This window comes from Streptomyces sp. NPDC050564 (assembly GCF_044457265.1).
Taxonomy (GTDB): domain Bacteria; phylum Actinomycetota; class Actinomycetes; order Streptomycetales; family Streptomycetaceae; genus Streptomyces.
The window spans coordinates 1-18,876 of sequence record NZ_JBITGS010000076.1; the positions used below are offsets into that span (position 1 = coordinate 1).

The following is an 18,876-nucleotide window of genomic DNA, read 5'->3' on the forward strand; positions in this document are numbered from 1 at the left end:
CACGGCTTCCGCCGCGCCATGGTCACACCCCACAAACACGGGAACACATACACCTCCACCGTGCCACAGCGAGATCATTCTGCAAGGACTCCTTAAACGCTCAGACGATCTCCGAGAGCCTGCCGACTTTCGGGGCCGCCGAAAAGGAGCTTGCACATGCATCAGATCATTCTCGTCCGGCATGCGGAGACCGCTTGGAATCGGCAGCGGCGCTACTACACCGGGCACGACGACCCCGGCCTCACCTCCGCGGGTGAGCGCGAGGCAGCATTGCTCCGTCCGCATCTGGCGACCTGTCGTCATGCTCAGGTGCTGTGCAGCCCCACTCTGCGTGCCCGCAGCACGGCTGCGCTGGCAGGGCTGGAGGTCGAGATCAGCGCGGATCTGCGGGAGTGGAACTACCAGCTCCCCGAAGGCCGCACCATGGACGACGGCTGCGCAACCGCACCGTGCCACCATGACGTCTGGAACGACGCCGTCCGGTTCAAAGACTGTGCAGCCGAGTGTGTGCCGGAGGTGACCGCGCGGGCCGACCGCGTCCTGGCCCACGCCCGTCGCACGCTGCACAGCGGCCGCGACGTGGTCCTCATCTCCCACGGCAACTTCATTCGGATTCTTGCGGCCAGGTGGGTCGGCCTGCCTACCACCGTGGCGGCGTACCTGGCCCTGCGCACCGCGTCCGTGGGCCGTCTCGGGGACTACGACGGACGGCCCAGCCTCCTGGGGTGGAACTTCAGCCCGACCTTCGACACCCTCTCACTGAGCGCTCGGTGAGCGCGGCCCGGTTCCCTGCCAACGGCGTGGGACAGCCCCCGCCGGCAGGGTCGGTCCAGGCCGTGGGGGGTGACGGCACCCACCGTCCCGGCACAGCACCCGGCGGCACCGATCGAGCGGCCCACGGATGAGCCGCCCCCGGCACCACCAGACCACCCTCGGCAACGGCGCGGCCGACGGCCTGGGACGACCACGGCAACTGGCCGCGCAGGCCATCCACGTGGAGTCCAGGGGGACCCCGGAGCGGGCACGAGCTCACGCGGTGCGCCAGCGGCGAATTCCTCATCAACGTGGCGGGACGTGCGCAGGCGACCAGATAACCGGACGGCCCGCAGAATCAATCCTCCACGTCCGGCGGGAAGAACCGGCTCTTCTCCCCGCGCTGCCAGGCGGCGCGGACCTGGGGATCGGACAGATCCCAGTCCCAGCGGCACCGGCGGAGCACCACCCGGAGGTCCTGCCTGAGCTCCTCGACCGTGGGCCGCCCGAAGAACCAATACCCGTTGTACACCTTGTAGATCTTCAGTCCCGGCTCGCACACCACCGTATGGGGAACCATCTGATCATGTTCCGGGTCGGTGTACTCGGCGATGTCGAGCTCCCGCTGGACCACGCGCCCCGGATCCGAAAGGAACGGCCATTCCGCAGCAACTCCCGAACGGTAGTCGTACGTCTCCTGCAGACCGCTCGTGGTGATGGTCACCAGCTTGCAGTAGCCGACGCCGGGCTTCATCTCTCGCCACAGTTGTGCGAGACCCTCGTGTTGGCGCTGGTCCTTGGCCGAATACGCTTCCCGGGCCAACACGATGACCATCGGGTCGTCCCCCTGGATCTCGGACAGGCTCGTCGGCCGACCTGTGTGATCCGGAAGCCGGAAGTCCGGAAACGTCGCCCCGGCGGTGAGGTCCGCGCGCATCTCATGCCTCCGCACTCGTTCCCGCAACACGCGCAGGCGCCGACGACAGTTCCCGTCTCTTCGATCAGTCCCCGACCACAGCCGTCTCGCCTCGCTCCGGCACGGCAGCACCATAGGCTCGCACGCGGGGTCGCGGGGGCACGCGTGCCCAGGCTGCTCCGTCCGAGTGGGAACTTTCACGCTGCTGCCCGCACCCGGCCCAACCGCCACGAGGGGTTCGGCCGCGGCGAGACTCGGCACGCTGCTGCTGTGCCGGGCCAGATGCCTGACGCGGCTGGGCTGAAGGTGGCGCGGAGGGCGGCGACAAGCTTGACATCATCTTTGCGAGCATCGGTCGTGAGGTGGGTGCGGCGTCACGTGAACCGCCCGGGATCGGGCCGTCCCTGCACGCGATGTGCAAGGCCGCGCTGGATCATGGCAGGCGGCTCCCGCGGCGGTCGGCCCCGCGCATGCGGGCGAGGCGGGCCAGCCCCGGCCAGTATCGGAGAGCCGTCCGAGGAGACGGCTGAAGGCCGCACGAGGTGCTCCCGTGCCGACGCTCAGAAGAATCTGTTGGTCGCGAAAGGCTGGCGCGGTCACCGCTGACACGCGGGTGAGTGGCGGGGCGAGTTGGCCACGCCGGCGGTCCCGCTGCTGGTGATACAGCCACAGCGCCCCAGTGGCTGATCGGCGCCGGGAGTCCGCCGACGGCGCCTTCGGCCAGGCCGACGTCACTGCGGCCACCGAATCAGCGCCAGCGACGCCCCAACTGGGTGGCCCGGTCCAGTGCCTCACCCAGTGCATTCGCCGCACTGACCAGCGCCACATGGGTGAACGCCTGGGGAAAGTTGCCAAGCTGCTCCCCCGTCAGCCCGATCTCCTCGGCGTACAGGCCTACGGGGTTGGAGTAGAGGAGCATCTTGTCGAAGGCGTACTGCGCCGCGTCAAGGCGTCCGCTGCGGGCGAGGGCCGCCACGTACAAGAAGCTGCAGAGGTTGAAGGTCCCCTCTGCGCCGCACAGCCCGTCGGGCGAGACCTCGGGGTCGTACCGGTAGACCAGGCAGTCGGAGACCAGGTCTCGTTGGATGGCATCCAGCGTGCTCAGCCACTGCGGGTCCTCGGGTGAGAGGAAGCGGACCATGGGCATCAGCAGAAGCGAGGCGTCGAGCACGTCGTTGCCGTAGTGCTGCACGAATGCCTGACGGGACGGGCTCCAGCCGTGCTGCATCACCTGACCGAGGATGCTGTCGCGGGCCGCTGTCCAACGGGCAAGTTCGGCGGGGCGGGCGAACTCCATGGCGAGCCGGATACCCCGGTCGAAGGCGACCCAGCTCATGATCCGGCTGAAGGTGAAATCCCGGCGTCCTCCCCGGGTCTCCCAAATGCCCTCGTCGGGGCGGTCCCAGGCATCCACCAGCCAGTCGAGCAATCCGGAGAGGCTGCACCAGCCCTCGTAGGTGCCCAGTCCGACCAGACCGTGGGAGCGGGCTATGGCATCTACGACCTCCCCGTAGATGTCCAGCTGCAGCTGGTCTGCCGCACCGTTGCCGAGGCGCACCGGCCGCGATCCCCGATAGCCCTCCAGGTGGTCCAGGAAGCGCTCGGGCAGGTCCGGGTTGCCGTCCACCCGGTACACCACCTGGAGAGGCTCGCCGAAAGGCGTCTTTCCCTCGGCGATGCGGTCGCTGAGCCAGCGGCGGAACGCGTCCGCCTCGTCCACGAACCCCAGGTCGAGCAGTGCACCCACCGACAGCGCAGAGTCGCGGATCCAGGTGTAGCGATAGTCCCAGTTGCGCTCGCCACCGATCTGTTCCGGCAATCCCATCGTGGGCGCCGCCACCATCGCCCCCGTCGGCGCGTAGGTCAGCAGCTTGAGGGTGATCGCCGAGCGGTTGACGACCGCCTGGCGCCGCCCTTGGTGACCGCAGGCCCGCAGCCACCCGTGCCAGAAGGCCGAAGTCTCCGCGAGCTGCTCAAAGGCACCCTCGACGGTGACCGGCTCCAGCGACGGGTCAGAGCAGTCGCAGGCTGTGAGCACCCCCACGGCCGACTCCCCGGCCCGCAAGGTGGCGTCGGCCCGTACGCCGCAGCCGTCCTGGCGCAGCACGAAGCGCTCCGTGACCTGAAGATGCAGGTCCGTTCCGGGCCCGTGGAACTGCGCCGTACCGCCTTCGACGACCGTGCGTGGAGCAAGACACCCGTAGTCGAACCGCGGACAGCAGCGGAGTGAGAAGCGGACCACCCCGCGAACCACCCGCACGATACGGACCAGCCGATGCCGGTCAGTCGCCAGCTGCGGCCGCTGCACCGGCATGAAATCCAGCAGCTCCGCGACACCCTGCTGAGTGAGGAAGCGGGTCACCAGGATCGCGGTGTCCGGAAGGTAGAGCTGGCATCGGGTGTAGTCCCGCTCCGCTGCGGTGATCTCGAAGAAGCCGCCGCGGTCGTGGTCGAGCAGCGCGGCGAAGACGCTGGGCGAGTCGAACCGCGGAGTGCACCACCAGTCCACGACTCCGTCGGAGGTCACCAGGGCGGCGGTTTGCAGGTCACCGACGAGTCCGTGGTCTGCGATCGGAGGGTAGCGGCGCATGGCGACGACTCCTTCCGCCAGCGGCCGACACAGCGCCCGCCCCTTCAGGCTAGTCCGTACCAGACCCACGGACACCCAATCCATTGAGTGACGGTGTGTGAGGACATTGCATCCCACTGCCGGTACCACGCCGGTCCGGCGGCGCTCCGTGCGCCGGGATTCCCCCTGCCGGCGGAGAGGGAATCCCGGGTGACCTTCAGTTAGGTCTGCGTCTTAGGCCGAGGTGCAAGCGCCCAGACGGGCATGCAGGCAAACGGCGCCCGGCTGACCGGCTGCGATCACGGAAGCGGGTGCGCCTGCCGATCGGCTCCAGCCGCGGCACCAGGCGACAGCGGGCCGTGCGCCGCAGGTTGGGGCCCGCGGCCGGATCCGTGGACTTCATGGCCGTGTCACCGGCCATGGCACTGCCATGGGCGCCGGTTGACGCAGGTGAACCGCTCGGGATCGCAGCGTCCGCGCCAGGGGCGTGCCATGCGACACCGGATCGTGGGCGCTGGCTAGCCCGGCGCGTGGTGGGTCGGCCGCCGCGTGGTCGCAAGTCGGCGAGGTATCAGCGCTCAGGAGGATGTTGTGAGTACCGACGGCCCGCGTGGCCGCAGCCCGCACTGGCGTGAGTGGCTGAGTGAATTCGCCGCTACCGCAATCCTGCTGCTCGTGATGGTCACGATGTTCCGTGGCCTGTTCGGTGCCGGGAGTCCTCTGGCACGCGCGGTTCCCTCGGAGGAGGGCCAGCTCGCGGTGGACACCGTGGTCAGCGGCACCACTGTCGGCCTGCTGATCGTCTCGCCCTTCGGGCGGCGTTCCGGCGGGCACATGAACCCGGCCGTCTCTTTGGCGTTTTGGCTCATGGGCGCCCTGCCCGGGCGGGATGCCGTGGCGTACGCCGCGGCCCAACTGGCCGGTTCGGTCTCAGGTGTGGCGGCCGGCCGGTTGTTGTGGGGCGAGCAGACGGCGGATCCTGCCGTCGGCTTCGCCACCATCCGGGCGTCCGAAGGAATCCCGTGGACTGTGGTGTTCATATCCGAGGCTGCGGCGACCGCCCTGATGCTCGCCGCGGTGACCTTCGTGGCAGCTCGGCCCCGCCTGGCCTTTCTGCTGCCGGCGGCCGTCGGCTCGGTAATCGCCGCACTGATCTTGCTGGTCGGCAGGTGGACCGGCGGAAGCTTCAATCCGGCCCGGCAGTTCGGGCCGGAGCTGTTCTCCCATGACATCACGTGGCTGTGGATATACCTGATTGCCCCGCTCGTGGGAGCTGGGCTCTTCGGCCTGGTGCGCAGGCGCCTGCCACAAGCGCCCCCACTGCCTGCTCAGTATGAGCAGGCCTTTGTGCCGCGCACTGCCGTGACGGGTTCGGCGGCGCAGTGACTGCCGCCCGCCCCGCGGCGCTTCCCGGTGGCCCGATCCGTGGGCTCTTGGGCCCGGCGGCTGGCCATGGCAGCGCAGGCAGCACGGGTTGATCCCCGTGAAGGCGCTGATCAAGCGCCCGTGATCCTCCATCCGGATCGTTCGAGAAAGGCCCTCTCATGATCGACTCGACTGCCTGGGAGCGTGTGCGATGACCACCTCACCGTCTCTCGCCGCCAAGCAGCGGCCGGAGTTTCTCGTTGCGCTGGGGCTGGCGGCGGGCCCGGTGGTGGCGCTGGGCTTCACCCGTTTCGCCTACGCGCTGCTACTGCCGGCCATGCGCGAGAAGCTGCACTGGAGCTACGCGGCGGCCGGCGGTATGAACACCGCCAACGCACTGGGCTACATCATTGGAGCCGCTACCGCGGCCTGGTGGTCGCGCCGGTTCGGCGCCCGGGCAGCGTTCGTGTGGGGCATCGCCATCAGTGCGCTCGCCCTGCTGGCCTCCGGGGCGACCGGCAACTTCGCCGGGCTTGCCGTCCTGCGGTTCATCGGCGGGCTGAGCACTGCGGTGACCTTCGTGGTCGGATCGGCGCTCGCCTCCCGCGTCCACAGTGGCGGGCATCAGGCCCGCTCGGCCGCGCTGGTCGCCATGTATATGGCCGGCGTCGGCATCGGGGTGGTGCTCTCCGGCGTGGTGGTCCCTGCGGCCCTCACCGCCTGGGGCGTGGCGGGCTGGCAGGCCGGGTGGCTGCTGATGGGTCTGCTCGCGGTGCTCGCTATCGGCCCCGCCGCCTGGGCTGCGCGCCAGGTACCCAAGCAGGCCGCAGGTGGCGCCACCCACGGCGGCAGCGTCACCTTCAGGTCGATGACGCCCATCTTTGTCTGGTACGTACTGTTCGGCGCCGGCTACGTGTCCTACATGACCTTTGTCATCGCCCTGCTGCACAGCCAGGGCATGAAGGTCTGGGGCACGGCCACGTTCTTCATCGTGCTGGGCGTGGTCTCCGCGGCAGCGACGCTGCTGGTGTGGGGCCGGATGATCGGCCGGCTGCGCGGGGGTGCGGCCCCCGCGCTGGTCTCGGCCGTTGTGCTGATCGGTGTCCTGCCCGTCCTGCTGTGGCACGGGATGGGCGCCGCGATCGCCTCGGCGATCATCTTCGGCGGCTCGTTCATGGCCGGGCCCACCGCCGTGACCGTCCTGGCCCGCCGGATGCTCCCCGCGCACGCCTGGACCTCCGGGATCGCCCTGCTGACGGTGGCCTTCAGCGTCGGCCAGGCGGTCGGGCCCCTGGTCTCCGGCCTGCTCTCCGATTCGTCCGGGGGCATCGCCAAGGGCCTGTGGCTGTCCGTTGTGCTCCTCGCCGTCTCCGCCGCCGTCGCCCTCATCCAGCGCGAGCGGACCGTCGAGCACCGGCACCAGGAAGCGCCGGTGGCCACCCCCTCCGCCCCAAGCGCCGCCGAGCGCTGACCCCAACGCATTCAGGAGATCTCCGCCATGTTCCACCGCATCCTGGTTGCCGTCGACGGCACTCCAGCCGTACAAAGCGCCCTCCACACCACCGTCGAGCTGGCCTTGCTGACCGGCGCGAAGGTCCGTGTGCTGCACATCGATCCCTCCGAGGTGGTGTATGACACCGTCGTCGGCCTAGAGGATGACTCCACCGCCCACCGGGTCCTGGACTCGGCCGTCGCGACCCTGCGACAGGCTGGCATCCAGGCGGACGGCGAACTGCTGGATGGCCTGGTGTCCGATGTGGCGGCAGCCGTGCAAGAGGCCGCCGAGGGCTTCGACGCTGACCTGATCGTCGTCAGCCCGCACCACCGGACCCGTCTCGCCGCCTGGTTCTCCCCCAGCGTCAGCGACGCCATCGCCCACAAGAGCAGGATCGCTGTGCTCCTGGCTCCCGGGGAGGGCTGAGGTGTCCGGCCGCAAGGTGCAGATCACCGAGCGCGGCGGCATCGCCCGGTTGATCGCCGTCGGGCCCCACCGCCTGGTCGCCGACGAACGCGCCCCGGTCGGCGAAGACACAGGCCCGGACCCGTTCGAGCTGGTACTCGCCGGTCTGGGCGCCTGCACCTCGGCGACCTTGAGGGTGTACGCCGACCGCCACGCCTGGAAACTGCGCGACGTGCAGGTCCGGCTGCGGTTGGAACAGGGACGCGAACCGGCCGTCATCCGGGAGATCTCCCTGGACGGAGACCTGGACGATGAGCAGCGGCGCAGGCTCATGGCCGTGGCCGGACGCTGCCCCGTCCACCGGCTGCTCAGCGCACCGGTGTCCATCACCACGGTGCTGATCGAGCACACCGCCGTCGAGGCGGACGACGGCAACCACTAGCAAGTAGTGCGGCCTGGGCGCAGCCAGCCCTCCGGGACCGGCTGCGCCCGGGCCGCACGGAAAGGCATGGCGGCAGATGCTCCAGCAGCAGATCATCCTCGTGAGACACGCAGAGACGGACTGGAACCGCTCACGCCGGTTCTACACCAGGCAGGACGATCCCGACCCTCCGCGGGCGAGCGGGAGGCTGCGTTGCTGCTGCCGTATCTGCCGAGACGCCCAGGTGCTGTGCAGCCCAGCGCTGCGTGCCCGCCGCACCGCGCAGCTGGCGGGCCTGGACGTGGACATCAGCCCCGACCTGCGGGAGTGGAGTTATCGGCTCCCCGACGGCCACACCGTGGACGACCGCTGTCGGAGCGGACCGTGCCACCACGACGTCTGGGACGACGCCCTCCAGGCGGAGGTGTGCACGGGCGAACGCCTCCGGAAGTGACCGCTCGGGCGGTTGTGCGCTCGACTGCGCCCGCCGACTCCTGGCCAGTGGCAGACCCGTCGTCCTCATCTCGCACGGCACCCTGATCCGGCTGATGACCGCCCGTTGGCTCGGCCTCTCCGCCGCAGCGGGGGTGGACCTGGCGCTGCGCACCGCCTCCATCGGGCGCCTGCCCCAGTACGACGGACAGCCCAGCCTGCGACACCCATCCACTCCCCCTGTCCGCGGCGCCCACCGGCAGCGGCACGGGACCGGCGCCGTCGACACCCCCCGCCGGGCCGGGTCGCCCACCGAGGCCGAGCACCCCGTCGCACTCGACCGGAGTGATCGCTCGGTCCGCGGATAGCCCACCCGGGCGCCCTTATCCCTCCACTCAAAGGAGCACCGTGGACGATCCCGTGACCGGCCGCCCCGCACCTGGCGGCGCCGCCGCATCGCCGGGATGCCGGTCGCCGATGCGCTCGCCGGCTGGGCTGGGTGCGGGGACCGACGAAGGCCCAGACACAGACCCGGCTGAGGTCACCCGGGATCTGCTGTGCCGCCGGTAGGGGGAATCCCACCTCAGACAGCGCCGTCGGACGCTCGCGCCGTCGCCGGTGCGATGCATCGTCCCTCACACACCGTCACCCATGGGAGGAATCGTTGGACACCATCGCGCCCGTACGCCTCGACCCGTATGCCGAACGTTTCCTGACGGCACTGACCGCGGCCGATGCGCCACCGCTGGAAAGCCAGTCGCCCCAGGAGGCCCGGGCCGGGGCCCTGGCGGGCCAGCGCGCCGCCCAGGCGGTGCTCAGGCCCGTCCACATCGAGGAGCAGCATCTGCCCATCGAGCCGGGCGGCGAGGTTTTGGTGCGGATCGTACGGCCGCAGCCCTCATCGGGCACCCTGCCGGCGGTGATGTACTTCCACGGCGGCGGCTGGGTGCTGGGCGACCGGATCGCCTACGATCGCAAGACCCGCGACCTGGCCCACGCCAGCGGCGCCGCCGTGGTGTTCGTGGAGTACACCCGCTCGCCGGAGGTCCGCTATCCCGTCGCGCTCGAAGAGGCCTACGCGGCCACCGCCTGGATCGCCGAGCACGGGCTGGAGCTGGGCCTGGACGCGGCTCGACTGGCGGTCGCCGGTGACAGCGCGGGCGGCAACCTGGCCACCGCCACCGCCCTGCTGGCCAAGCACCGCGGCGGCCCCCGGCTGCTGCAGCAGGTGCTGTTCTACCCGTCGCTGGACGCCGGCTTCGACACGCCGTCCTACGAGCAGTTCGCGGACGGCTTCTTCCTCACCCGCTCGCAGATGGAGTGGTTCTGGAACCACTACGCCCCCGACCGCTCGGTGCGCACGGAACCGACTGCCGCACCGCTGCGGGCCACGACGGAGGAACTGGCCGGACTGCCGCCGGCCCTGGTGATCACGGCCGAGGCGGACGTGCTGCGCGACGAGGGCGAGGCATACGCTCGCAAGCTCATGGAGGCAGGCGTACCCGTGGTGGCGGTCCGCTACCTGGGGGCGATCCATTCCTTCACCGCGCAGGATCCGCTGGCGGCCAGTCCCCTCACCCAGGCAGCGATCGACCAGGCCGGCCAGGTGCTGCGCCAGGCCTTCGCCGGCCGCCGCACGGGCTGCTGATGTCCACGGCCCTGGTGCTCGGCGGAGGCGGCGTGACCGGTATTGCCTGGGAACTGGGGGTGCTCCAGGCGTTGCAGGAGGCAGGGGTTGACCTTTCGGCGGCCGACCTGGTGGTCGGCACGTCGGCTGGATCGGTCGTGGCGGTCCAGGCCACCAGCGGCGTCGGCCTTCACCGGCTCGTCGCCGAGCAGCTCAGGCCCGCCGGCACCTCGCGGGAGGTGAAGGCCGACTTCGACCCACAAGGCGCGGCGGCGGCCTTCACCACGCTGATAGAGGGGCCCAAGACGAGCGGGAGATCCGGGCCCGGCTGGGTGCCATGGCCCTGGCGGCGCCTACCATCTCGGAGGCCGAGCGGATGCACACCATCCAGGCACGGCTGCCAGTGCGCACCTGGCCCGCCCGCCGGCTGCTCATCACGGCGGTGGATGCACGGACGGGGGATTACACCCTGTGGGACCGCACCTCGGGCATCCCGCTGGCCTCCGCCGTCGCGGCCAGTTGCGCCGTGCCCGGCGTGTGGCCGCCCGCCACCGTCGCAGGGCGGCGCTACATCGACGGCAGCGTCCGGTCCGCGACCAATGCCGATCTCGCCCAGCGCCACGACGTGGTGGTCGTGCTCGCGCCCGACACCGGGCCGGGGCTCAACCCGGCCTCCCAGGGACTCACGGCCGAGGTATCGCTGCTGCGCACACAGCCAGGTGCTGGTCATCACGCCCGACGACGCGGCGCTGGATGCGATCGGCCCCAATCCGCTGAATCCCGAGCGGCGGCCTGCATCCGCCCGCGCAGGCCAGCGGCAGGGACGGGCGCTGATCAGCGCCCTACGCAAGGTCTGGCCTGCTCCTGCCGCCCGATGACCCACGAGCCATGATGCGCAGCCACCGTGGCGCGCGTCTCCACCCGGGCCAGTCGAGCTCCTCACTCGATGCGTCCTGCGGGCCGTGCGCAACGCCACCGGGCCCGAGACAAACACAGGCGTTCTCTGCGGGGCCCAGACTGGCTGAGGCCACAAGCCGCTGACGGCCTCCATGCCCATGCGGACCCACGCGACGTACCGTCGGAAGAGTGCTTCCGGAAGAGACCACCGGCATGTCGGACTCCTCTGCCGCCTGTCCCAACCGCCGCCCGCTGTATGGGCTGCCCGATGCGGCCCGGGAGTTCGTGCTGACGTCCGTCCTGTTGTACTGCGTTGTCACCGCCGCCCGCTGGCTGACGTCACCGGACTCACCGGTCGCCGTGGACAACGCCCGGGCGGCGACGGCCACTGTGGGGGTGGTGGTCGGAATCGTCCTCGTGGTGCTGATCACCTCCCCGCCAGGGCGCAACTCCGGGGCCCACATGAACCCCGCGATCAGTGTCGCGCTGTGGCTGATGGGTGCCTTCCCCGGGCGCTACGTGCCGGCCTACGCCGCCGCGCAGCTCGCAGGTTCGGTGGCAGGCACCTCGCTGGGGCGGCTTTGCTGGGGCTCGGTGGTCTCCCGGTCATCGATGCGGTACGCCGCCGTGCACCCGAACCCGGCGTGGAATACGGCCGCACTTGTGCTCGCGGAAGGCGGCTGCCTGGTGCTGGTGGTCCTGATGGTCGGATTCTTTCTGGCCCACCCCGCTGTCAGCCGCTGGCTGCCGTACGCCGTCGGCGTCGCGACGGCCCTGATCATCACCGTGCTGGGGGGACTGAGCGGAGGCTCGGCGAATCCGGCACGCCAACTGGGCCCCGCACTGCTCTCCGGGGGTACTCCGCTGCTGTGGGTCTATCTGGTCGCCCCGTTGATCGGCGCGTCCCTCGGAGCCGCGGCCCACTGCCTGTTCCAGCGCCGCCTGGGCGCCCGCACACCGTGCACCTACCGGCTGTGCGGGAGTGACGACGCCCTCCGCAACCGCGTCCGTTGACGGGCGGCGTACGGCAGACCGTGAGCAGTGTGCCCGTGCTGAGGAGCCCCGCGGCCTGCGGTGCCGCTTGTTTCAGTTACTTGCCGGTCGAGCAACACCCCACGGCATCCAGGCCACTGAGCTGCGGATGTGCGTCCCTGCAGAGCCGTGGAGTCATGCCGCCCGCCTGCTCAGTGTGGCGGCAACTGCTATGAGTCGGCCGGCTGCGCACACGGCCCGATACGTGGGAAATGTGGCTGCGGGCCGGGCCATGACCACGCCGGGGCGCGTGGTTGCCTCGAATGTGTCGACGGATCCTCCGCCGGACAGGCACCCCCGGAGGTTGCCATGGTGTCCACTCCGAGTGATCGCAACCGCGCACCCGAGCAGGCCGTACGGGTCGCGGCCGCCCCAGGCAAGGTGGGGCCGCCCCTTGCCAGTCCGGCTCGAACAGCCCTGGTGGCGCTGCCTGCGGGACCCGCCAGCGTCAGCCTCGCCCGTCACTGGACCACCTGCCTGCTCACCCTGTGGGGCCTGAATGCGGACGACCGCAGCACGGCCGCACTGGTCATCAGTGAGCTGGCGGCCAATGCCGTCCGCTACGGCCATTCGGAGATGACCATCCGCCTTGTCCAGCAGACAGACCGGCTGTACATGTGCGTGACGGACTCCGGGGCTCCTTCGGTGGCACAGCGGCTTGTGGTCCGCCGGAACTCGCCGAGCACGGCCGCGGTCTGGCTATCGTCCGGGCGCTGGCCGAATCGATCGAGGTGACCCGCGAGCCGGAGGGATGGCGCGTCGGCGCGGTGCTGCGTGTGACGACAGCCGGAAACCCCGGAGGCAAGATCTACCGCAGGCGTGGCGTAACCCCGATGTGTGGACGTGATGGCCCGACCGCCTGGCACGACTGGGGCGCGGGTCATGGTTGGCCCAGGTGAACCGCTCAGGATCTTGGCCGTTCCTGCAGGGCATGCACAGGGCGGCACAAAATCGTGAGCGGTGAGTCGCCTGGTCCGTGGTGGCCGGCTCCGCACGTGGCGGAGGGGCCGGATCGGGACGGAACCGAAGGGCCGTCCGAGGAAACGGTCGCGGGCCGGGCGACCTCCTCCTGCCCACGTTCTGCTCGACCGGGGAGACTGCGGTGTTGAGCCGCCACGTCGGCCCATGCCGCTTCTGCGCGCCCACACCAGTCCCTTTCGGTGTCAGGCGAACGCCCCGGCCGCCGGAGCTCGAGGCCTTGGAACACCCGGCCCCAGCTGATTTCTGGATCCAGCAGATAGAGGCGCCCTCGGCCTATTGGGAGCGAATTGCGGTCGGATAAGCGGGCAGTGTTGCAGGGGGTCGGTCAGTGGGCTGCTGCCTGGGTCGGCTCGGCGACGCGGGTGGTGCGGAACCGTGCCCGATAGGTCCCGGGGGTGACGCCGAGTTCGCGGCGGAAGGCGCGGCGGAGGGTCTCTTCGGAGCCGAAGCCCGAGCGGCGGGCGACCAGGTCCAGTGAGTCGGTGCCGGACTCGAGCAGGCCTTGGGCGGCCTCGATGCGGATCTGCTCTACGAAGCGGGTCACGGTCATCCCGACCTCGGCACGAAAGAGCCGGGTCAGCTGGCGCACGCTCACACCGACGCGGCTGGCCACGGTCTCCAGGCTGTGGTCGGCGGCGGGGTTGGCGGTCACTGCGTCCAGCACCTGCCGCACCACCTGGTGGCGGGGCTGCCGGGCAACCTGGCGGACGCTGAACTGCGACTGCCCGCCCGGCCGGGCCATGAAGACCACCAGGTACTTCGCCGCGGCACGCGCCACCTCGGGGCCGAAGTCCTCTTCGACCAGCGACAGGGCGAGATCGATGCCGGAGGTGACCCCGGCGGAGCTGATGAACCTGCCGTCGCGCACGAAGATGGAGTCGGGATCGACCTGGACATGGGGGAAGTTCTCGGCCAGTTCGCCAGCCAGGCGCCAGTGGGTGGCCGCCCGGCGTCCGTCCAGCAGTCCTGTGGCCGCCAGCGGGAACGCGCCGGCACATACCGAGGCCACCCGGCGGGAGAGCCCGGCCAGGCGGCTGATCCCGGTGATGAGGGAGGCGTCGGACACCGCCGCCCGCCAGTCGAAGCGGCCGGGGATGATCAGGGTGCCGACCGTACCTGTGACCTCCTCCAGGGCCACGTCCGCCGCGAGCCGTGCGCCCGCCGTGGTGAGGACCTCCCGCGCACCGGGCGAGGCGGTCAGCAACCGATAGCAGGCGCCCTGGTCGTTGGCCGCGGCGAAAACCTCCAGCGGCCCGGTGACGTCCAGCAACTGAACGCAGTCGAACAGCGCCATCACCACCAGGTGAGGCCGGCTTCGCCCGCTGTGCCTGTCCATGGGGAAATCCTCCGCCTACCGCCATATGCGGGGCAAGGCGGTCAGAACCCTGTTGCCGGCCCGTCACCGGGCATCGCGGTTGCCACCTGGTCGCCGGGCAGTGTGTCACCGGACGGCCGGCGCATTGCGCCGACGGCGTCGGAAGGCGCTCTGGGGCAGTCCCGCTGCGTGCTGTGGAATCGCGCACGGTAGGTGCCGGGGGTAATTCCGAATTCGCGTTGAAATGCGCGGCGGAGCGTCTCCGCGGATCCGAATCCACTCCTGCGGGCGACCATGTCCAAAGGGTCGGTGCCCGATTCGAGCATGCCTTGCGCCGCTTCCAGGCGGATCTGCTCGACGAATCGGGTCGCCGTGGTGCCGGTCTCCTGGCGGATCAGCCGGGTGAGGTGGCGCACGCTGACGCCCGCCCGTGCCGCAAGCGCGCCCAGGCTGTGGTCCGCGTGGGGAGCGGCTGTCACGGCGTCCAGCACCGTGCGCACCGTCGCGCTGCGGCAGTACCGTGCACGCAGTCGGACACTGAACTGGGACTGCCCGCCCGGCCGGGCCATGAAGACCACCAGGTCCTTCGCCGCGGCACGCGCCGCCTCGGGCCCGAGGTCCTCCTCCACCAAGGACAGCGTCAGGTCGATGCCTGCCGTGACTCCCGCTGAGGTGATGACGCGGCCGTCTCGTATGAAGATCGCGTCACGGTCCACGTGCACCGAGGGGTATCGGGCTGCCAACTCCTCGGTCAGCCGCCAGTGGGTAGCCGCGCGGCGACCGTCGAGCAGGCCCGTGGCCGCCAGCGGGAAGGCCCCCGCGCACACGGAGGCCACACGCAAGGCCGAGTGAGCCAGCCGCGTCAACTGCTCGATGAGCCCGTGGTCTTCGACGGCGACGTGCCAGTCCGGGCGGCCGGGAACGAGGAGTGTGCCGATCCGCCCGGACCACCCCTCAAGCGCCGTATCGGCGGCAAGCCGCAACCCGGAGGTGGTCCGGACATCTTTTCCGCCGGGAGAGGCCGTGAAGGCCCGGTAGCGGCCCCCGTGTTCGTTGGCAGCCGCCAGGACATCCAACGGCCCGGTGACATCCAGCGCCTGCACCCCGTCGTAGAGAACCATCACGACAGGGTGCGTGCGCAGGCGGCTTTCTGCGCCGGCCTGGCCGTTCGACGTACTCATGGTTGCCAGGGTCGGGTTAGGTCGCCGGGGGCAGCAAGGACCAATCCCCCTCGCATCCGGCCATCGCCCCCGGCGGCGGCCGAAACGGTGGGATTCCCGGCCGGACAGACTCTGGGCCTCCGGCAGTCAGCCACGGAGTGTGGGGGGCACGACCGCACGGCAACGAGAGGACCCCTCATGCCCGCAACCGTCATCGCCGGGATCGAGATCCCCGACACTGCCCTGGTGCGTGAGGCCACCACGCTGGTCAGCGCTGCCGCGGATCCGGTGGTGTTCCACCACTCCTGCCGGGTGTTCCTGTGGGGCTCCGTCCGAGGACGCAACCGCGGCATGTCCTACGACCCGGAACTGCTCTACGTCGGCGCCCTGTTCCACGATCTGGGCCTGACCGATGCCTACGCCCGCAACGACCAGCGCTTCGAACTCGACGGCGCGGATGCGGCACGCCGCTTCCTGCTCGAGCGCGGGGTGCCCGACGTGGGGGCCCGCCTGGTGTGGGAGGCGATCGCCCTGCACACCACGCCCGAGATCCCCTGGCGGATGGCACCGGAAATCGCGCTGGTCACCGCCGGCGTGGAGGTCGACGTCCTCGGTATCGGCTACGAGGAGATCAGCGAGGAGGAGCGCGCGGCGGTAGTGGCCGCCCACCCCCGCCCCGGCTTCAAGAAGGACATCCTGCAGGCGTTCACCCGTGGCATCGCACCCCGGCCCGCCACCACCTTCGGCAACGTCAAAGCCGATGTGCTGGAGCGGTACGTACCCGGCTACGTCCGCCCCAACTTCGTCGACACCATCCTCAACTCCGCCTGGCCCGAGTGAGCTCCTGCCTGCACCGGCCCGGCGGGCACGACGGGAGCGGAGATCAGGGTCGACCGTGCAGTGCTGGCTGGTCCTGGCGGCCGTCTGGGCGGTCGTGGCTCCAGAACAGGCCACCAAGGTCCAGGCGCTGGCGGGTGCGGGTGACGGCCACGCACGCGAGGCGGGCTTCCGCATCGTCAATGCGAAGTCATCGGCGATCAGCACGCAGGGCCATTCGCGTCCTTTGGCCTTGTGGGCGGTGGAGACGGTGACCTGGGCCTGCGGCTCGGGGACGAGTTGGGCGACCGCGGAGAGGATGGCGTCGGTGCCGTGGGTGTCGACGAGATTGACCAGAGGCTGCAGGTCGCGTCCGGCCGGGTCGTGGGCCGCGTAGTCCTGCAGATCGCCCCAGGAGCGGAAAAGGATCAGTTCGGGATGGTGGGTGCGGCGTCCTTCCTTCAGGTCTCGAGCCGCAAGGGCCAGGGCCCGCCGGCTGTCTCCTCCCCCGGCCAGGGCCACCTGGCAACCGACGGCCATGAGGGTCATGACCTGGGCCATGGCGCCGACGTTGGTGCGGCACAGGACCGCGTCGGGGCAGGCGACGGGGTCGAGTTCGGTGGGTACGGCCGGCGTGCCGGTGAGGCGAATGGGGGCGCCTGCGATGTGCAGCCAGCGGTTGGCTTCCACCGTACGACCGACGTCGTCGCCGAGGGCAAGGTCGTCGCCCAAGCCACCGGTTTCAGGCAAGGTCAGAGCCTCGTCTCAGGCTCAGCGGCTCGGGCGCCGCCGGGCGACGAGGGCAGCGATGTCGTCGTGGAGCTCGCCGCCGCTGTAGGCGATCAGGTCGCGGTGGAGATGGTCGAGGAGCTGGTGGGGCGCCTCGCCGCTCCATGAGCGGATGCGTTCGGCGAAGGGGTAGAAGGCGCCGGAGCGGTCGCGGGTCTCAGTGACCCCGTCGGTGTACAGAAGGAGCTGGTCTCCGGGGCGGAAGGGGGCGAGGTCGACGTGGTACCCGTCGCTCACCAGCATTGCGGGTGCCGATAATTCATCCGCCCAGGTCACGGTCTTGATCGCCGATCGTTGGCCGTCCTCGCCGCTCGCCCCCAATGTGGTCACGTGCGCACGGCATCGGCGGCATCATGATCTGTCGTGCTACTGCGCTTGGCCTATCTCGCTGCGACCAACCCTGGCGCTCCTGCGCCTGCTGCCGATGAGCGACCGCGACAAGGACATCGAGATATTGGCCCCCCCCGACCGCCGCGAGCGGGCAGTGCAGCATGTGCAGCCACGAACTGACCGATGCTGACGGGGCACTGGCCCTGGGGGCCGCGGACGCCGGCAGCCAGGCCGAGGCAACCGCGTGAATGTCGCGGCCGAGATCCGGTCGACCAAGGCCCGCCTCAAAGAGATCACCCACTACATCGAGGACCTGGACGAGTCACTGGCCGCGCTCAAACTGCAGGCCGAAGAGGCGGCAATTCTTGAGGAGCAGGCTGCCGCCGCGCTGGACGAGGCAACTTCGCCCTCGGTATCGCCATTCCTCGCCGCCCGCGACGACCTCCACCGCCGGCGGGAGCAGGTCCTCCGCCTCATCGACCAGGCCGAAAGCACCGCAAGACTCCAGGAGGGACTCGCCAAGCGCGCCGCCGCAGTGGAGCGGCACGAGGCGCAGATCGCCCGCTTGAAGGAGGAACTCGCACAGCTCGGTGACGCTACGTACGACCGCGACCGGATCATCGGGTCAGCAGGCGCTACGGCGACCTCCTGCGTGAGTGGCGCTACCCCAAGCTCAGCCAGCCCTTCATCAAGCCCGACCTCACACCGTTCGTCCGCGGGGAGCCCTACCAGGAGGCGTCCTCTGGCGCCCGCACGCTGCTGACCCTGGCCTGGCAGCTGGCCGTCTTCGAGATCGCCGTGGAGACCGGCGCCGCGCACCCAGGCTTCCTCATGATCGACAGCCCGCAGAAGAACCTCGGCCGCGGCGGCGGCACCCTTGATGCTGTGATCGCCGATGCCGTCGCGATCGACGACTTCTACCATCACCTCTCTGTCTGGCTCGCTGACCGAGGCGCCAAAGCGCAGCTCATCATCGCCGACAACAGCCCGCCACTCCTCGCGGAAGGCGACGTGGTGGCCCGCTACAGCCGCAACGAGGACCAGCCTCCCTACGGGCTGATCGAGGACGAGACCAGCGCAGAACCGGAAGAGGTCACACGGTAGAACTCAGCCTGCGGCGCGCGCTCCAGGGCCCAGCGATCCACTCCAGAACAAGGAGCATGTCAGGCGGCGGTCGTAACATCGATCATGGGCGCCACAGCCGGAGCCCATCGCGCTGTCGCGGGTCTGCAACACTGCCCCCGGAAAGCCGGGCCCAGAGTTCCGCCAGGTCAGGGCCGCAACCGCAACGCGCCCCGTTGTTGCATCGCGGTGTTGCACCCGCGTCGGGACCGTCGGCGCCTACCGGCGGCGCGGTGGCGGTGACCCACAGCCGGTTCGGCGCCTGTGCGGTGAAGTCCCGCTCGACCAGGTCCGGTGCGAGTGTGGCCTTGGGATCGCGGCGCGTGAAGCCGCCCCGGCGCGGGCTGACCCCCGCAATCTCGGCCTCGCGCATCAACCGCTCGACCCGCTTGCGCCCCACGTGGACGCCCTCGCGCTTGAGCACGGCGTGCACACGCGGTGAGCCGTAGAT

At 70.3% G+C, this 18,876-nt stretch carries 19 protein-coding genes and 3 pseudogenes; 15 read left to right on the forward strand and 7 right to left on the reverse strand.

Features of this window, described 5'->3' with window-relative positions:
* The first annotated feature begins 156 nt into the window (after positions 1-156).
* Positions 157-774 carry a histidine phosphatase family protein gene (locus ACIBK0_RS49795; RefSeq protein WP_399096505.1) on the forward strand — a complete coding sequence of 206 codons (618 nt, stop codon included), beginning with the start codon at positions 157-159 and terminating at the stop codon, positions 772-774.
* 337 nt (positions 775-1,111) lie between these two features.
* On the opposite strand, the gene ACIBK0_RS49800 is transcribed toward ACIBK0_RS49795, so the two are convergent.
* Entirely contained in the window at positions 1,112-1,690 is a 579-nt protein-coding gene (locus tag ACIBK0_RS49800) for a peroxiredoxin family protein (RefSeq protein WP_399096508.1), read from the reverse strand.
* A gap of 727 nt (positions 1,691-2,417) precedes the next feature.
* Positions 2,418-4,259, reverse strand: a complete 1,842-nt coding sequence (locus tag ACIBK0_RS49805; RefSeq protein ID WP_399096511.1) for a glycoside hydrolase family 15 protein — start codon at positions 4,257-4,259, stop codon at positions 2,418-2,420.
* A gap of 570 nt (positions 4,260-4,829) precedes the next feature.
* Here ACIBK0_RS49805 and ACIBK0_RS49810 point away from each other — a divergent pair.
* The 11 genes and pseudogenes from ACIBK0_RS49810 (at position 4,830) to ACIBK0_RS49860 (ending at position 12,647) form a co-directional block, all read left to right on the forward strand.
* Positions 4,830-5,624, forward strand: a complete 795-nt coding sequence (locus ACIBK0_RS49810; protein WP_399096514.1) for an aquaporin — start codon at positions 4,830-4,832, stop codon at positions 5,622-5,624.
* A 190-nt stretch (positions 5,625-5,814) separates the two neighbouring features.
* Positions 5,815-7,074 carry a YbfB/YjiJ family MFS transporter gene (locus tag ACIBK0_RS49815; protein WP_399096517.1) on the forward strand — a complete coding sequence of 420 codons (1,260 nt, stop codon included), beginning with the start codon at positions 5,815-5,817 and terminating at the stop codon, positions 7,072-7,074.
* Positions 7,075-7,101: 27 nt separating this feature from the next.
* Positions 7,102-7,524, forward strand: coding sequence for a universal stress protein (locus ACIBK0_RS49820; protein WP_399096520.1), 423 nt, complete (start codon positions 7,102-7,104; stop codon positions 7,522-7,524).
* A gap of 1 nt (position 7,525) precedes the next feature.
* Complete coding sequence (locus ACIBK0_RS49825) at positions 7,526-7,945, forward strand: OsmC family protein (RefSeq protein ID WP_399096523.1); 420 nt, start codon at positions 7,526-7,528, stop codon at positions 7,943-7,945.
* A 100-nt stretch (positions 7,946-8,045) separates the two neighbouring features.
* Positions 8,046-8,378 carry a histidine phosphatase family protein gene (locus tag ACIBK0_RS49830; RefSeq protein ID WP_399096526.1) on the forward strand — a complete coding sequence of 111 codons (333 nt, stop codon included), beginning with the start codon at positions 8,046-8,048 and terminating at the stop codon, positions 8,376-8,378.
* A gap of 40 nt (positions 8,379-8,418) precedes the next feature.
* The gene (locus tag ACIBK0_RS49835; protein ID WP_399096558.1) at positions 8,419-8,724 is read left to right on the forward strand and encodes a histidine phosphatase family protein; all 306 of its coding nucleotides are present in this window, start codon (positions 8,419-8,421) and stop codon (positions 8,722-8,724) included.
* A gap of 296 nt (positions 8,725-9,020) precedes the next feature.
* Positions 9,021-10,004: an alpha/beta hydrolase gene (locus ACIBK0_RS49840; protein ID WP_399096529.1), complete on the forward strand. Its 984-nt coding sequence runs from the start codon at positions 9,021-9,023 to the stop codon at positions 10,002-10,004.
* Positions 10,004-10,204 (forward strand): annotated as a pseudogene (locus ACIBK0_RS49845) (patatin-like phospholipase family protein); the annotation flags it as partial. The gene ACIBK0_RS49840 and the pseudogene ACIBK0_RS49845, both read left to right, overlap by 1 nt.
* 116 nt (positions 10,205-10,320) lie before the next feature.
* Positions 10,321-10,875, forward strand: a complete 555-nt coding sequence (locus tag ACIBK0_RS49850) for a patatin-like phospholipase family protein (protein WP_399096532.1) — start codon at positions 10,321-10,323, stop codon at positions 10,873-10,875.
* A gap of 194 nt (positions 10,876-11,069) precedes the next feature.
* Complete coding sequence (locus ACIBK0_RS49855; protein WP_399096536.1) at positions 11,070-11,894, forward strand: MIP/aquaporin family protein; 825 nt, start codon at positions 11,070-11,072, stop codon at positions 11,892-11,894.
* Positions 11,895-12,221: 327 nt separating this feature from the next.
* A complete protein-coding gene (locus ACIBK0_RS49860) occupies positions 12,222-12,647 on the forward strand; it encodes an ATP-binding protein (RefSeq protein WP_399096539.1) in 426 nt (141 codons plus the stop codon).
* Positions 12,648-13,218: 571 nt separating this feature from the next.
* Here ACIBK0_RS49860 and ACIBK0_RS49865 read toward each other — a convergent pair.
* Together ACIBK0_RS49865 and ACIBK0_RS49870 are read right to left on the reverse strand one after the other, a co-directional pair.
* Complete coding sequence (locus tag ACIBK0_RS49865; protein WP_399096542.1) at positions 13,219-14,229, reverse strand: GlxA family transcriptional regulator; 1,011 nt, start codon at positions 14,227-14,229, stop codon at positions 13,219-13,221.
* 41 nt (positions 14,230-14,270) lie between these two features.
* Complete coding sequence (locus tag ACIBK0_RS49870) at positions 14,271-15,389, reverse strand: GlxA family transcriptional regulator (protein ID WP_399096545.1); 1,119 nt, start codon at positions 15,387-15,389, stop codon at positions 14,271-14,273.
* A gap of 177 nt (positions 15,390-15,566) precedes the next feature.
* On the opposite strand from ACIBK0_RS49870, the gene ACIBK0_RS49875 reads away from it, so the two are divergent.
* Positions 15,567-16,208 carry an HD domain-containing protein gene (locus ACIBK0_RS49875; protein ID WP_399096548.1) on the forward strand — a complete coding sequence of 214 codons (642 nt, stop codon included), beginning with the start codon at positions 15,567-15,569 and terminating at the stop codon, positions 16,206-16,208.
* 43 nt (positions 16,209-16,251) lie between these two features.
* Here ACIBK0_RS49875 and ACIBK0_RS49880 read toward each other — a convergent pair.
* Together ACIBK0_RS49880 and ACIBK0_RS49885 are read right to left on the reverse strand one after the other, a co-directional pair.
* Positions 16,252-16,940: pseudogene (locus ACIBK0_RS49880) on the reverse strand (ATP-binding domain-containing protein); the annotation flags it as partial.
* A gap of 15 nt (positions 16,941-16,955) precedes the next feature.
* Complete coding sequence (locus ACIBK0_RS49885; RefSeq protein WP_399096550.1) at positions 16,956-17,303, reverse strand: PP2C family protein-serine/threonine phosphatase; 348 nt, start codon at positions 17,301-17,303, stop codon at positions 16,956-16,958.
* Between the two features lie 244 nt (positions 17,304-17,547).
* Between ACIBK0_RS49885 and ACIBK0_RS49890 the strand changes: the two genes are divergently transcribed.
* Together ACIBK0_RS49890 and ACIBK0_RS49895 are read left to right on the forward strand one after the other, a co-directional pair.
* The gene (locus ACIBK0_RS49890; RefSeq protein ID WP_399096553.1) at positions 17,548-18,066 is read left to right on the forward strand and encodes a hypothetical protein; all 519 of its coding nucleotides are present in this window, start codon (positions 17,548-17,550) and stop codon (positions 18,064-18,066) included.
* Between the two features lie 35 nt (positions 18,067-18,101).
* Positions 18,102-18,407, forward strand: coding sequence for a hypothetical protein (locus ACIBK0_RS49895; protein WP_399096556.1), 306 nt, complete (start codon positions 18,102-18,104; stop codon positions 18,405-18,407).
* A gap of 259 nt (positions 18,408-18,666) precedes the next feature.
* On the opposite strand, the pseudogene ACIBK0_RS49900 reads toward ACIBK0_RS49895, so the two are convergent.
* Positions 18,667-18,876 (reverse strand): annotated as a pseudogene (locus tag ACIBK0_RS49900) (IS3 family transposase); the annotation flags it as partial.